Raw genomic sequence first — 12671 nt, 5'->3', positions numbered from 1 at the left:
CGGCGGGGCGGCTTTCCCGTCAGATCGCGAAGTTCAGCGGCTCGCTGGCCGGCCGCTTCAGGCCGGCGGCCTGGGCGCGGCGCAACAGGTCTTCCAGCGTCAGCCCGGCCAGCTTCTCCCGCAGCATCGCCGACATCTCCTGCCACAGCGGCGCCACCACCGCTTCCTGCAGCCTGCCCTGCAATTCCGCCCCCGATTCCTCGGTGACGGCGGCCACTACCTCCGCCAGCCGGATCTCCCGCGGGCGCCGGCCAAGCCGGTAGCCGCCATGCGGGCCGCGCAGACTGTCCAGCAGCCCGGCGCGGGACAGCGCCTGGAACACCGGCTCGATCCCCCGCCGCGCCGCGCCGAGCCGCGCCGCGACCTCCGCCCCGCCGGTCACGGCTTCGCCACGGCCAGCGTGGAAGGCGACATCCAGCATGACGGCGATGGCGGTCATGGCACGTTCCTGGCGCAGCAGCATGCGGAGCGCTTTTCCCTGGCGTGTTTGGTGCAATTGTACGCGCCGCCGGTGTGGTTCGCCAAGACGCGGCCTCGCCGCCCGTTGCCAGCGCTCGCGGGCTCGGCCAAAACCGCGGGCAATCAACCCGGAAGGGGTTCCCCGCCATGGATGATGGCACCCCAAACATCCCGCCCAGGGCGCATGGCCGCATCTTCGACAGCGTGCTGCAGGTGGTGGGCGCTACGCCGCTGGTGCGCCTGCCGCGGCTGGAGGCGGCGGAGAAGCTGGCCGCGCGGCTTGCCCTGAAGCTGGAATTCCTCAACCCGCTTGGCTCGGTGAAGGACCGCATCGGCCTGGCGATGGTGGATGCGGCGGAGCGGGAAGGGCTGATCGAACCCGGCCGCTCCACGCTGGTGGAGCCGACCAGCGGCAATACCGGCATTGCGCTGGCCTTCGTCGCCGCCGCCCGCGGCTACCGGCTGATCGTGGTGATGCCGGACGGCGCCAGCCTGGAACGCCGGAAGATGATGAAGCTGCTGGGGGCGGAGCTGGAACTGACGCCGGCCAAGCGCGGCATGGCCGGCGCCATCAAGCGGGCGGAGCAGGTGGTGGCGGCGACACCAGGCGCCTGGATGCCGCGGCAATTCGACAACCCCGCCAACCCGGCCATCCATGCCGCCACGACGGCGGAGGAGATCTGGGCCGATACCGCGGGCCAGGTCGATGTGGTGGTCGGCGGAGTCGGCACCGGAGGCACGCTGACCGGCATCGCCCGCGCCCTGAAGCCGCGCCGCCCGGGGCTGCGCATCATCGCCGTGGAGCCGGCCGAGAGCGCGGTGCTGTCCGGCGAGGAAGCGGGGCCGCACGACATCCAGGGCCTCGGCGCCGGCTTCCGCCCCGCCGTGCTGGATTTCGAGGCGCTGGACGAGATCATCCGCGTCTCGGAGGGGGAAGCCATGGCGGCCGCCCGCCGCTGCGCGCGGGAGGAGGGGCTGGCCATCGGCATTTCCTCGGGCGCCGTGCTGCATGCGGCGCTGGGCGTGGCGCGGGACCCGGCGCTGGAAGGGCGGCTGGTGGTGGGCATCGCGGCGTCCTCGGCGGAACGCTACCTCTCGACCCGACTGTTCGAGGGGATCTGATAGGGCAATATCCGGTCTGACTGTTCGTCAGGCCGGATATTGCTCTGGCTTCAATAATGCCTCAGCCCGTCTCGGCGAATTGCAGCGCGGCGAGGCGGGCATAGAGGCCGCCCTCCCGCACCAGCGCGTCATGCGTGCCCATGGCCACGATGCGCCCGCCCTCCATCACCACGATCCGGTCGGCGTTTCGCACCGTGGCCAGGCGATGCGCCACCACCAGTGTGGTGCGGCCCTGGGACAGCGCCTCCAGCGCCCTTTGCACCGATTGCTCCGATTCCGCGTCCAGCGCGCTGGTGGCTTCGTCCAGCAGCAGGATGGGCGGGTCGCGCAGGATGGCTCGCGCGATGGCGATGCGCTGGCGCTGGCCGCCCGAAAGCGTCACGCCGCGGGCGCCGAGATGGGTGGCGTAGCCCTGCGGCAGGCGGCGGATGAAGTCATCGGCGGCGGCGGCCACCGCGGCGGCCTCCACCTCCGCATCCGTCGCATCCAGCCGGCCGTAGCGGATGTTTTCCGCCACGCTGGTCGAGAAGATCGCCGGGTCCTGCGGCACCAGGCCGAGCCGGGCGCGCAGTGCCGCCGGGTCCGCCTGCGCCGCATCCACCCCATCCACCAGCACCCGGCCGGATTGCGGATCGTAGAAGCGCAGCAGCAGCTGGAACACCGTGGTCTTGCCGGCACCGGAGGGGCCGACCAGGGCCACCGTCTCCCCGGGCTCGACCACCAGGGAGAAATCCTCCAGCGATGCCTGGCCGGGGCGGGTGGGGTAGGCGAAGTGGATATGCTCGAAGACGACGCGGCCCTGCGGCGGTTGCGGCAGCGCCACCGGGCTGGCCGGGACGGGAATGTCCGACCGGGCGGAGAGCAGTTCCAGCAGCCGGTCGGCGGCCGCGCCGGCGCGCTGGATCTCGCCCCATAGCTCGCTCATCGTCGCACCCGAACTGGCCAGCAGCACGGCGTAGAAGACGAAGGCGGTCAGCTCCCCGCCCGTCATCCGCCCGGCCACCACGTCATGCCCGCCGACCCACAGGCTGAAGGTGATGGCGCCGAAGCCGCACAGGATCACCACCAGGATCAGGGCGGTGCGGGAGGCGATGCGTCGCAGCGCGGCGGCGACGGAACGCTCGACCTCGCCCGAGAAGCGCCTGCGGTCTTCCGGTTCATGGGTGAAGGCCTGGACGATGCGCAGGCCGTTCAGCGCTTCCTCCGCCGTCGCGGCCAGGTCCGCCACCCGTTCCTGCGCCACCTTGGACAGGCGGCGTTCCCGCCTTCCGAAGACCACCAGCGGCACGATCACCAGCGGCAGCACCGCCAGTACGATGCCGGCCAGCTTGGCGCTGGTCGCCAGCAGCATGGCCAGCGCGCCGAGGCCGGTCAGCGTGTTGCGCAGCCCCATGGAGATCGCGGAGCCGATCAGCGCCTGCAGCAGCGCCACATCTGCCGTCATGCGGGACAGGATGTCGCCGGTGCGCGCCGTTTCGAAGAAGCTGGGGGACAGCGACAGCACGTGGTCGAAGACCCGCCGCCGCAGATCCGCCGCCACCCGCTCGCCGAGCCACGACACCAGGTAATAGCGGGCAGAGGTCGCGATCGCGAGCAGCGCTACCACGCTGCCCATGAAGATCGCGGCATTGTCGAGCGCCGCGACGCCGCCGGTGAAGCCCCGGTCGATCAACTGCCGCAGTCCCTGGCCGAGCGCCAGGGTCAGTCCTGCGGCGGCCATCAGCGCAAAGCCGGCGGCGAGCGCGCGGGGCAGGTAGGGCCGCAGATGCGGCAGCAGCAGACCCAGGGAAGCGACGGGTGCGGCGGCGGGTGGGCGGGGGGAGGGGGTGGTGGTCACCCGCTCAAAATGCTCTCCGCCCCGCTGTTCCGCAACCGGCCCGCCAATCTCCCCCCGGGTTACTCCGTGCGGCTACTCCATGAAGCCCGGCTCAAGGAAGCGCGGGATAAGCAGCGCCATGTCCGGCCACAGGATGAGCAGCACCAGCACCAGGAACATCGGCACCAGCATGATCATCACGTCCTTCAGCACGTCGATCAGCCGCAGATTTGCGATGGAACAGCAGATCAGCAGGCACAGCCCATAGGGTGGCGTCACCAGCCCGAAGGCGAGGGAGACGATGCTGATCATGGCAAAGTGGACCGGGTGGATGCCGGCCGCCGCCGCGATCGGCTGCAGGATGGTGCCGACGATGATGATGGCCGGGATCGCATCCAGGAAGCAGCCCACCACCAGGAAGGTGGCGGCGATGAAGAACCCCGCCGCGATCGGCCCCATCTCCCAGGAGGAGACATTGGCCAGCAGCGCCTGCGGGATCTGGTAGAAGGCCATCAGCCAGCCGAACACGCTGGCGGTGCCGACGGCGAACAGCGTGATGGCGGCGAAGCGGCCGGTGCGGCTGAAGGCGTCATACAGCCCGCGCATGTCCATCTTGCGATAGACCAGCAGCGACAGTGCCAGCGCGTAGAGCACCGCGATGCAGGCGGCCTCGGTGGGCGTGAACCAGCCGAAGATCTTGCCGCCGATGATGATGAAGGGCGTCATCAGCGCCGGGATCGAGATGAACAGCGCGTAGGCCAGCTCACCCCAGGTCGCCTTGGGGTAGGTCGGGTAGTTGCGGATCTTCGAATAGACGTGGACCGTGCCCATCTGCGACAGCGCCAGGAACAGCCCGGGCAGGATGCCGGCCAGGAACAGCGCGCCGATCGAGGTGGTGAGCACGCCACCCCAGACGATCATCAGGATCGAGGGCGGGATGACCACGGCGAGCACGGAGGACACCGCCGTGATGGCGACCGAGAAGCTCGGCGAGTAGCCTTCCTTGATCTGCGCATCGATGAAGACGCGGCCCTGGCTCGCGGCATCCGCGGTGGAACTGCCGGAGATGCCGGCGAAGAACACCGACAGCACCACGTTGATCTGCGCCAGCCCGCCCGGCAGGTGCCCGACCATGGAGCGCGAGAGCGTGACCAGCCTATCGGTGATGCCGCCGGCGGTCATCAGATTGGCCGCCAGCAGGAAGAAGGGCACCGCCAGCAGGATGAAGGAGTTGTAGGAGTTGAAGGTCTCCTGCACCAGGATCATCGGCCAGAGGCGGTCTTCCAGGATGAAGGCCGGCAGGCAGGCGATGCCGAGCGACACCGCCACCGGCACGCGCAGCGCCAGCAGGGTGAAGAAGATGCCGAACATGATCCACGCGGCATCGCCGGTGGCCAACACGTTGCCGCCCATCAGGATTCCGCCTTCTCGCCATGCAGCAGGATCTGCAGGTCGTCCCAGATACGTTCACCGGCGAAGATCACCCAGGTGACGCCGGCGATCGGCCAGGCGATGTGGATGGTCCAGAGCGGCAGTTCGGCAAGCTCACTGATCCGGAACCAGGCGGTATCGGTGAATTCCCAGCCATAGACGATGAAGACATAGGCGAAGCCGAGCACGAAGAGCGAGGACAGGATGTCCATTGCCGCCTTGGTGCGGCCACGCAGGTTGTTGAACAGGTCCACGTTGAAATGCGTGGCTTCCCGCACGCCGAGCATGGCGCCGATCATGATCATCCAGACCAACAGGAAGCGCGCCAGTTCCTCGGTCCAGATGTATCGCGGGATCCATTCCACGAAGCGGGCGAAGATCTGCATGGTGACGGGCAGGATGATGCCAACCACGGTCGCGACCAGCAGTATGTCAAGCATTCGCGCATAGATCGCGGTGATGCGGCGGAACAATCCGCGCGCGCCTTCGGGCGGCATGCGGGTGGGTATCCTTCGCCTGTGGGCTGTTTGGTGAGGGGTGGCGGGGCGCGCATGGCGCCCCGCCGGGTATCAGAACCGACGGATTACGAAGTCAGCGCGTTGATCGCGGTGAAGATGCGATCGGCGTCGATTTCCTTCGCATAGGCTTCCATCACCGGCTTCACCGCGGCGTTCATCTCGGCGCGCTGCGTGAAGGTGATCTTCTTCAGGCGGCCTGCCTGCTCCAGCGCCGTGATCTTCTGCGCGTCCTCGCTGCTTTCGGCGTTGCGTCCGAACACGCCGGCCTCGCGGCCCGCGCGACGGACCGCTTCCTGCAGCTCACGCGGCAGGCGGGACAGGGTCTGGGCGGAGAAGCAAAGCGGCCGAACGGTGATGGCGTGCTGCGTCATGATCAGGTTCGGCCCGACCTCGTAGAAGCGCATCTGCTCGACGCCCGCGGCCTCGTTCTCGCCCGCCTCGATGACGTTGTTCTGGATCGCGTTGTACACTTCGTTGTAGGCGATCACCTGCGGCGCCATGCCGATCGCCTGGAAGGTACGCGACCAGATCGGAGCGCCCTGGACGCGCACGCGCAGGCCGCGCAGTTCCGCCATGTTGGTGGCCGGGCGGTTGGCGAAGATGTTGCGCGTGCCGCCGCCTGCATAGCCGATCAGCGCGACGCGGGCGCGGCGCTCCACCTCGTCCGAGACGGGCTTCAGCATGTCGCCGTCCAGCACCTTGTTCCAATGCGCGATGTCGCGGAACAGGAAGGGCGCGTCGATGAACGGCGCGGCGCGGCTGAAGGTGGACATATGCGCCGGGCTGACGATGCCGAAATCGACGGCGCGGCCGGCCGACATGTACTCGAAATACTGCTTCTCAAGCCCGAGCGAGCTGTTGAGGTGCCAGACGAAGTTCACCGGGCGCCCGTAATATTCCTGCACCTTGGTCGCGAAGTGCTTCATGGAGCGGGTGAAGACGTGTTCCTCGTTGAACTGGCTCGCGCCGTTCAGCGTGATCGGCGCCTGCGCCCGCACCACATGCGGCGTGGCGAGAAGGCCGGTTGCTGCGGCAATGCCGCCGAGCAGTGCGCGACGTTCCATGGATAGCTTCCCCTTTGGTTGCGGGTCATTTGCCCGGTTGCCCGCCCAGTTTAACCCGGTCCCGCCGCGCTGGAAACCGCCCAGTTACCTGGTTGTGGTGACCCATCTCATGATGTGCCGGGCGACCAGGCATGTCTCCCCCCGCTGGTTCACGACCGCGCAAGCGGCTTCCGAGCGCCCGCGCGCCGCATCCAGCGCCTCCACCCGGTACTGCGCCGCCAGCACATCGCCGATGAAGACCGGGGCCAGGAAGCGTACCCGGTCATAGCCGAGCGAGACCGGCACGCCCGTGCAGCCTGCGGCGATGGCGCGGTGCGCGATCTCCGATGCGGTGGCGGACAGCACGCCCAGCACCAGCGCGCCATGCGCGATGCGCTGGCCATAGGCGGTGCCGGCGGCGTAGTCGGCATCGACATGCAGCGGATCGTGGTCGCCGGTGATCTCCGCCGTCAGCAGCAGGTCGCGCTCCGTTACCGTCTTGGTGAAGCGCGCCTCCGCGCCGATCTCGAGGCCGAGGCTCACAGCGCGGCCAGGCGCGGCGATTGCGCCTTGGCCGGACGGCCGGCGATACGCGCGGCCAGGCCGATCTGCGCCTCCGCGAACAGCCGCGCCTCCATCTCCCGCAGATCCGGCGCGATGGCGGGGCGGAAGCCCATGCGGCCGCACACCTCCTCCACCGTCAGGCCGGGCGCGATTTCCGTCATCTCGGGGCCGGACTCGCCCAGGCGGAACACCGCCGCTTCCGTCACATACAGCACGGGCTGGCCACGTTCGCGGGCGAAGGCGCCGGAGAATGTCACCTGTTCCACCTGCGCCACCGCCTTCGGCTTGCCGCCGGCGGTCAGCGTGCCGCCGAAGATCACGCGCTGCGCATTCTGGCTGATGTTGATGAAGCCGCCCGGCCCGATGATGCGGCCGCCGAAGCGGGAGACATTCACATTGCCCGCCGCGTCGAATTCCGCGAAGGACAGGAAGGCTAGGTCCAGCCCGCCGCCATCGTAGAAGTCGAACTGGTAGGGCTGGTCCACCTGCGCGTCGGGGTTCATCGCCGCCCCCGCTTCCCCGCCCGAGGCCGGGGCGCCGCCGATATTGCCCTGTTCATTGGTCAGGCAGATCGCATCCAGGCAGCCTTCCTCCGCCGCCACATTGGCGATTCCGGTGAAGATGCCGGAGCCGAGGTTGCAGATGGCGCCGGGGAACAACTCCAGCGTGCCGCGCCGTGCGACGATCTTGCGCGCATCCAGCTTCAGCCGCGGAATGTCATCCAGCGGCACGCGGAATTCGCCGGAATAAGATGGGGAGTAGGGAGTAAGAAAAGTCTGTTCCTGGTCCGGCGCCAGCACCACCAGATCCACCAGGATGCCGGGGATCTTCACCATCTTCGGGTGCAGGCTGCCGCGGCGGACCATGCGCTTGACCTGCACCACGACGATGCCGCCGCAGCGCTTCGTGGCCTGTGCCTCCGACAGCATTTCCAGCGTCACCGCCTCCTGCTCCATGGAGACGTTGCCATCCTCATCCGCCGTGGTGCCGCGCAGGAAGGCGATGTCCACATGGTAGGGCTTGAAGAACAGCATCTCCTCGCCGCGCAGCGTCACCAACTCCACCAGATCCTCCTTCGCGGAGGGGGATTGGCGGCCGCCGCCGAAGCGCGGATCGACGAAGCTGTGCAGGCCGGTCTTGGTGAACAGGCCCATGCGGCCGGCGGCCATTTCGCGCATCAACTGGCTTAGCGCGCCCTGCGGCAGGGACCAGGCCTCGATCTCATCGGCCAGCGCCATGGCCCCGATCGGTGGGCTGTTCACATAGCTGCCGGCGATGTTGCGGCGCAGCAAACCCTTCTGCGCCAGATGGCCGAGGCCGCGCGACCCGCCATCGCCGACGCCCACCGGATGCAGCGCCGTTATCCCTCGCGGTGCGCCTGACTCGGAAAAACGCGCGCCCAATGCCGCCAGCAGCGCATCCGGCACGGCATGCCCGCCGCCTGAGCCGCCGATCAGCAGCGTATCGCCATCCCGCACCAGCGAAGCCGCCTGTTGCGCCGTGACCTTGCGCATCGCGCCCGTTTCCCCAACCGTTGTTGCCGCTACTGTACCGGCGAGACGCGTGGGAGGAAACCGGATGGACGACGGCCAGGTGACGCTGGAAGTGGCGGAGGGCGTGGCGGTGCTGACGCTGGACCGCCCGGCGAAGCACAACGCCATCACGAACGCGATGGCCGAACAACTTGCCGGCCATGCGCGCGCCATCAATGCCGATGAGGCGGTGCGCGCCGTGCTGCTGCGCGGTGCCGGCGAGCGCGCCTTCTGCGCCGGGATGGATCTGCGCGCCATCGAGGCCTTCCGCACCGCCTGGGATTTTCGGCACCGGCCGGATTATCCCGGCGCCATCCGTGCCATCCGCAAGCCGGTGGTCGCCGCCATCAAGGGCTGGGCGCTGGGCGGCGGCTTCGAGATCGCGATGGCCGCCGATATCCGCATCGCCGCGACTTCCAGCCGCATCGGCTTCCCGGAGGTGACACGCGGCTGGGTCGGCGGCGGCGGCGCGTCCCAGATGCTGCCGCGCATCGCCGGCTTCGGCCAGGCGATGCGCCTGCTGCTGACCGGCGAGCAGATCGACGGCGCGGAGGCGCTGCGGCTGCGGCTGGTGGAACAGCTTGTGGAGGATGCGGCGCTGGAGGACACGGCGCGCGCGCTCTGCACGCGCCTCGCCAGCCTGTCGCCGGTCGCGGTGCAGGCGGTGAAGGCGGCGGTGCGGCAATCGCTGGAGGCGCCGCTGACGGCGGGCCTGGCCTATGAGAACGAGCTGAACGTGCTGTGCCTGGCGGCGCTGCGGGAAGGGGACAGGGCATGATCGGCATCGGGATCGTCGGGCTGGGCATGGCGACGCAGCCGCACATGCTGGCGCTGCGGGACCTTGAGGCAGCGGGCAGCGCACGGCTGATCGGCGGCTTCTCGCCGAGCGCGGAACGGCGCGCGGGATTCGCGCTGCGCTGGAAGGCGCCTATCTTCGACAGTCTGGAGGCGCTGCTCGCCGCGCCGGGGCTCGACCTGGTGCTGGTGCTGACCCCGCCGGGCCAGCACCTGCCGGTGGCGCGCGCTGCCGCCGCGGCCGGCAAGCACCTGCTGGTGGAGAAGCCGCTGGAACGCAATGCGGCGGAAGCCGCGGCGCTGGTGCAGGTGGCGCGGGAGGCCGGCGTCACGCTCGGCGTGGTTTTCCAGCACCGATTCCGCCCGGCGGCGCTGCGGCTGAAGCAGGCGGTCACGGGCGGCGAGCTCGGCACGCTGCTGTCCTGCTCCGCCTCCATCCGCTGGTGGCGCGATGCGGCGTATTTCGCGCAGCCGGGGCGCGGCATGAAGGCGCGCGACGGCGGCGGCGTGCTGCTGACCCAGGCGATCCACACGCTGGACCTTTTGCTGCACATCGCAGGCCCACTGGCGCGCGTCGGCGCGCTGGCGAAGACAAGCGGGCTGCGCGCCATCGATACCGAGGACATGGCCGCCGCCGCGCTGCAATTCGCCAATGGCGCCATCGGTGCGCTGGATGCGACGACGGTCGCGGAGCCCGGCTACCCCGAGCGCGTGGAGATCGCCGGTACCGGCGGCAGCGCGTCCCTGGTGGCGGAACGCCTCGAACTGCATGTGAAGGGCCGCCCGGTGGAGGTGGTGGACGGCGCCATGGCCGGCGGCGGTGGCGCCGACCCGATGGCCTTCGACCACGGCCCGCACCGCGCCATGATCGCCGAGATCTGCGACGCCATCACGCAGCGCCGCACGCCCAGCAATGACGGCGCCACGGGCCTGCCCGTGCTGCACGCCATCGAGGCGATCCTGCGCAGCGCCGAATCAGGCGCCTTCGTCGAGTTATAGGGGCGCTGATTCACGCCTCCGGCCGTTCCGGCCTTCAGCGATCAGACGCCAGGGTGTGCACCATCATGTCGTTCTCGCCCTTCTGCACGACCTGCCCCTTCTGATTGGTCAGGTCGAAGCCCATGGTGAGAATGCCGCGCGCCGGGTTCTTCGTCAGCCGCTTCGACAGCACCGTGATACGCGCCGCGATGCGGTCCCCCACCAGGATCGGCCCGGTGAAGGACCAGCGCCAGTTCAGCGACACGATTGCGGCGAACCGCGTCGGCGCGCGGTTCTTCAGGCCGTCGCACAGCGCCAGCCCCAGCAGCCCATGCGCGACGCGGCCGGGGTAGCCGAGGTCGCGCGCGTAATCGTCATCCATGTGGATGTCGTAAAAATCGCCGGTCAGCCCGGCGAAGGCGACGATATGTGCCTCCGTCACCGTGATGCCGCCGGTCTCGATGACGAGGCCCGGCTCCACCTGTTCGTAGCGCAGCAGCGCGGGATCGATCTTCATAGGCGATGCAGATGCAGGCCGCCGTCGATGTGGAAGGCATCGCCGGTGGAGAAGGGAATGGCGCCGGTGACCAGCGCGGCGATGGCGCGGCCCACATCCTCCGGCTCGCCCCAGCGCTTCACGGGGGACAGCCCCTCCGCGATGCGCTTGTCGTAGCGGGCGGTGACGGCGGCCGTCATGTCGGTGCGGATGACGCCGGGGCGGATGTCGTAGACCGGCACGCCTTCCTCCGCCATGCGCACGGCGAAGCAGCGCGCCACCATGCTGACGGCGATCTTGCTGGCGCTGTATTCGGTACGATCGGCGCTGACCAGCGCGGCATTGGCCGACGAGATGAAGACCAGCGCCCGGTTGCCGCGCTGCGGCGCGCCTTCCGCCACCATCCGCCGCGCCACATGCTGGGAGACGAAGAAGGGCGCGCGGGTGTTGATGTCGAGGCAGCGATCCCAGGACTCCACCGAGACCTCCAGCAGGTCGCCGCGCTGCAGGGCGCCGACGCCGGCATTGTTCACCAGCGCCTCCACCCCGCCCCAGATCTGCCAGGCCCAATCGACGAGAAGCTCGATCTGGCCGAGGTCGGAGACGTCGCAGAGATGCCAGGCGAAGCGCCCGCCCGCCGCCTCCACCGCCTGCGCGGTTTCGTCGAAGCCGTCGGCGCCGATGTCGCAGCCGAGCACGTCATAGCCCGCGGCGGCGAGCGCCACGCAGCTGGCCCGGCCGATGCCACGGCGCGCGCCGGTGACGAGTGCGACGGGGCGATTCACGAAAGAATCTCGCGTGCCATGATGACCCTCTGGATCTGGTTGGTGCCTTCGTAGATCTGCGTGATCTTGGCGTCGCGATACAGCCGCTCCACTGTCACGCCGCGGATATAGCCGGACCCGCCATGGATCTGCACGGCATCCGCGGTGCGGGCCACGGCGGCGTCGCTCGCGAAGCATTTCGCCATGCTGGCCTCCAGCGTCACGCGGCGGCCTTCATCCATGCCCTGCGCGGCGTCGCGCACCAGCAGGCGCGCCGCATGCGCGTCCTTCGCCATGTCCGCGATCAGGAAGCGGATCGCCTGCTGTTCGGCAATGGGTTTTCCGAATTGCACACGCTGCTTCGCATAACCCACGCTTTCCTCCAGCGCGCGTTGCAGGATGCCGAGTGCCAGCGCGGCGATGCCGATGCGGCCCTTGTCCAGCACGGACATCATCATGTGGAAGCCGCGGCCCTCCGGCCCCAGCAGGGCCTCGCCTGGCAGCCGCAGATCCGAAAAACGCAGCCCGCCGACCGGGGAGGCGCGCTGGCCCATCTTGTGCTCCGCCCGCAGCCGCTCCACGCCCGGCGCCTTCAGATCGGCCAGGAAGATCGACATGCCGCGATGCCCGGCGGCGGGGTCCGTGCGCGCCAGCACCGCGGCGAAATCCGCGCGCGGCGCCATGTGGATCCACATCTTCTCGCCGTTCAGCACCCAGTCCGGGCCGTCCCGCCGTGCGGTGGTCTTCAGATTGGCGAGGTCCGAGCCGGCCTCGGCCTCGGTCAGCGCATAGGCGCAGCTGGTCTCGTAGCGCAGCAGCGGCGTCAGGTACCGGGCCTGCTGGGCCGGCGTGCCGTGCTCGGAAAGAAGCGTGCCCAGCAGCTCCACCAGCCCCACCTGGTCCGCCACGCTGGCATAGCCGCGCGACAATTCCTCCATGACGATGGCATAGGCCTGCACCCCGGCCTCCGCCCCGCCGAGGCGTTCCGGCACGGTGATGCCAAGCAGGCCGAGGCGGCCCAGCGCCCGGTAGATATCCGCCGGGAAGGCTTCCGTCTCATCCAGCTCCGCCGCGCGGGGCGCGACCTCGCTATCCGCGAAGCGGCGCGCCGTCTCCCGCAGGGCGGCGAGTTCCCCTGATTCGGCCAATGCGT

At 69.3% G+C, this 12671-nt stretch carries 13 protein-coding genes; 3 read left to right on the top strand and 10 right to left on the bottom strand.

What is annotated here, in order from left to right:
* Positions 1–19 precede the first annotated feature (19 nt).
* Positions 20–463, bottom strand: coding sequence for an RrF2 family transcriptional regulator (locus tag HB662_RS25505; protein WP_168054265.1), 444 nt, complete (start codon positions 461–463; stop codon positions 20–22).
* A 143-nt stretch (positions 464–606) separates the two neighbouring features.
* Between HB662_RS25505 and cysK the strand changes: the two genes are divergently transcribed.
* Positions 607–1581, top strand: coding sequence for a cysteine synthase A (gene cysK, locus HB662_RS25500; protein WP_168054263.1), 975 nt, complete (start codon positions 607–609; stop codon positions 1579–1581).
* 61 nt (positions 1582–1642) lie between these two features.
* On the opposite strand, the gene HB662_RS25495 is transcribed toward cysK, so the two are convergent.
* The 6 genes from HB662_RS25495 to HB662_RS25470 form a co-directional block, all read right to left on the bottom strand.
* The gene (locus HB662_RS25495) at positions 1643–3418 is read right to left on the bottom strand and encodes an ABC transporter transmembrane domain-containing protein (RefSeq protein WP_342449585.1); all 1776 of its coding nucleotides are present in this window, start codon (positions 3416–3418) and stop codon (positions 1643–1645) included.
* Between the two features lie 72 nt (positions 3419–3490).
* Entirely contained in the window at positions 3491–4810 is a 1320-nt protein-coding gene (locus HB662_RS25490) for a TRAP transporter large permease (RefSeq protein ID WP_168054261.1), read from the bottom strand.
* A complete protein-coding gene (locus tag HB662_RS25485; RefSeq protein WP_168054259.1) occupies positions 4810–5325 on the bottom strand; it encodes a TRAP transporter small permease in 516 nt (171 codons plus the stop codon). The genes HB662_RS25490 and HB662_RS25485 overlap by 1 nt, the downstream gene beginning before the upstream one ends.
* An 86-nt stretch (positions 5326–5411) precedes the next feature.
* Positions 5412–6410 carry a TRAP transporter substrate-binding protein gene (locus tag HB662_RS25480; protein ID WP_168054257.1) on the bottom strand — a complete coding sequence of 333 codons (999 nt, stop codon included), beginning with the start codon at positions 6408–6410 and terminating at the stop codon, positions 5412–5414.
* 84 nt (positions 6411–6494) lie between these two features.
* Positions 6495–6932 (bottom strand): MaoC/PaaZ C-terminal domain-containing protein, encoded by a 438-nt coding sequence (locus tag HB662_RS25475; RefSeq protein WP_168054255.1) that lies wholly within the window; start codon positions 6930–6932, stop codon positions 6495–6497.
* On the bottom strand, positions 6929–8467 hold the full coding sequence (locus HB662_RS25470; RefSeq protein ID WP_168054253.1) for an acyl CoA:acetate/3-ketoacid CoA transferase: 1539 nt from the start codon (positions 8465–8467) through the stop codon (positions 6929–6931). Before HB662_RS25470 ends, HB662_RS25475 begins: the two co-directional genes overlap by 4 nt.
* Positions 8468–8531: 64 nt before the next feature.
* Here HB662_RS25470 and HB662_RS25465 point away from each other — a divergent pair, with 64 nt between their 5' ends.
* Together HB662_RS25465 and HB662_RS25460 are read left to right on the top strand one after the other, a co-directional pair.
* Positions 8532–9263, top strand: coding sequence for an enoyl-CoA hydratase/isomerase family protein (locus HB662_RS25465; protein ID WP_168054251.1), 732 nt, complete (start codon positions 8532–8534; stop codon positions 9261–9263).
* Positions 9260–10279, top strand: coding sequence for a Gfo/Idh/MocA family protein (locus HB662_RS25460; RefSeq protein WP_168054249.1), 1020 nt, complete (start codon positions 9260–9262; stop codon positions 10277–10279). The genes HB662_RS25465 and HB662_RS25460 overlap by 4 nt, the downstream gene beginning before the upstream one ends.
* Positions 10280–10313: 34 nt before the next feature.
* On the opposite strand, the gene HB662_RS25455 is transcribed toward HB662_RS25460, so the two are convergent.
* From HB662_RS25455 to HB662_RS25445, 3 genes are read right to left on the bottom strand one after another with little or no spacing between them, the layout of a single operon-like run.
* A complete protein-coding gene (locus HB662_RS25455; RefSeq protein WP_168054247.1) occupies positions 10314–10775 on the bottom strand; it encodes a MaoC family dehydratase in 462 nt (153 codons plus the stop codon).
* Positions 10772–11539, bottom strand: coding sequence for a 3-ketoacyl-ACP reductase (locus HB662_RS25450; RefSeq protein WP_168054055.1), 768 nt, complete (start codon positions 11537–11539; stop codon positions 10772–10774). The genes HB662_RS25455 and HB662_RS25450 overlap by 4 nt, the downstream gene beginning before the upstream one ends.
* Entirely contained in the window at positions 11536–12666 is a 1131-nt protein-coding gene (locus tag HB662_RS25445; protein ID WP_168054245.1) for an acyl-CoA dehydrogenase family protein, read from the bottom strand. The genes HB662_RS25450 and HB662_RS25445 overlap by 4 nt, the downstream gene beginning before the upstream one ends.
* Positions 12667–12671: the final 5 nt, after the last annotated feature.

The organism is Falsiroseomonas frigidaquae (assembly GCF_012163145.1).
Lineage (GTDB): Bacteria > Pseudomonadota > Alphaproteobacteria > Acetobacterales > Acetobacteraceae > Falsiroseomonas > Falsiroseomonas frigidaquae.
The sequence above is the reverse complement of the archived record's forward strand: the minus strand, read 5'-3'. Positions and strand labels throughout refer to the sequence as shown.

Coding starts and splice junctions, on each gene's coding strand:
- HB662_RS25465 (WP_168054251.1), top strand. CDS start 8,532: ATGGACGACGGCCAGGTGACGCTGGAAGTGGCGGAGGGCGTGGCGGTG.
- cysK (WP_168054263.1), top strand. CDS start 607: ATGGATGATGGCACCCCAAACATCCCGCCCAGGGCGCATGGCCGCATC.
- HB662_RS25470 (WP_168054253.1), bottom strand. CDS start 8,467: ATGCGCAAGGTCACGGCGCAACAGGCGGCTTCGCTGGTGCGGGATGGC.
- HB662_RS25485 (WP_168054259.1), bottom strand. CDS start 5,325: ATGCCGCCCGAAGGCGCGCGCGGATTGTTCCGCCGCATCACCGCGATC.
- HB662_RS25505 (WP_168054265.1), bottom strand. CDS start 463: ATGCTGCTGCGCCAGGAACGTGCCATGACCGCCATCGCCGTCATGCTG.
- HB662_RS25460 (WP_168054249.1), top strand. CDS start 9,260: ATGATCGGCATCGGGATCGTCGGGCTGGGCATGGCGACGCAGCCGCAC.
- HB662_RS25480 (WP_168054257.1), bottom strand. CDS start 6,410: ATGGAACGTCGCGCACTGCTCGGCGGCATTGCCGCAGCAACCGGCCTT.
- HB662_RS25490 (WP_168054261.1), bottom strand. CDS start 4,810: ATGGGCGGCAACGTGTTGGCCACCGGCGATGCCGCGTGGATCATGTTC.
- HB662_RS25455 (WP_168054247.1), bottom strand. CDS start 10,775: ATGAAGATCGATCCCGCGCTGCTGCGCTACGAACAGGTGGAGCCGGGC.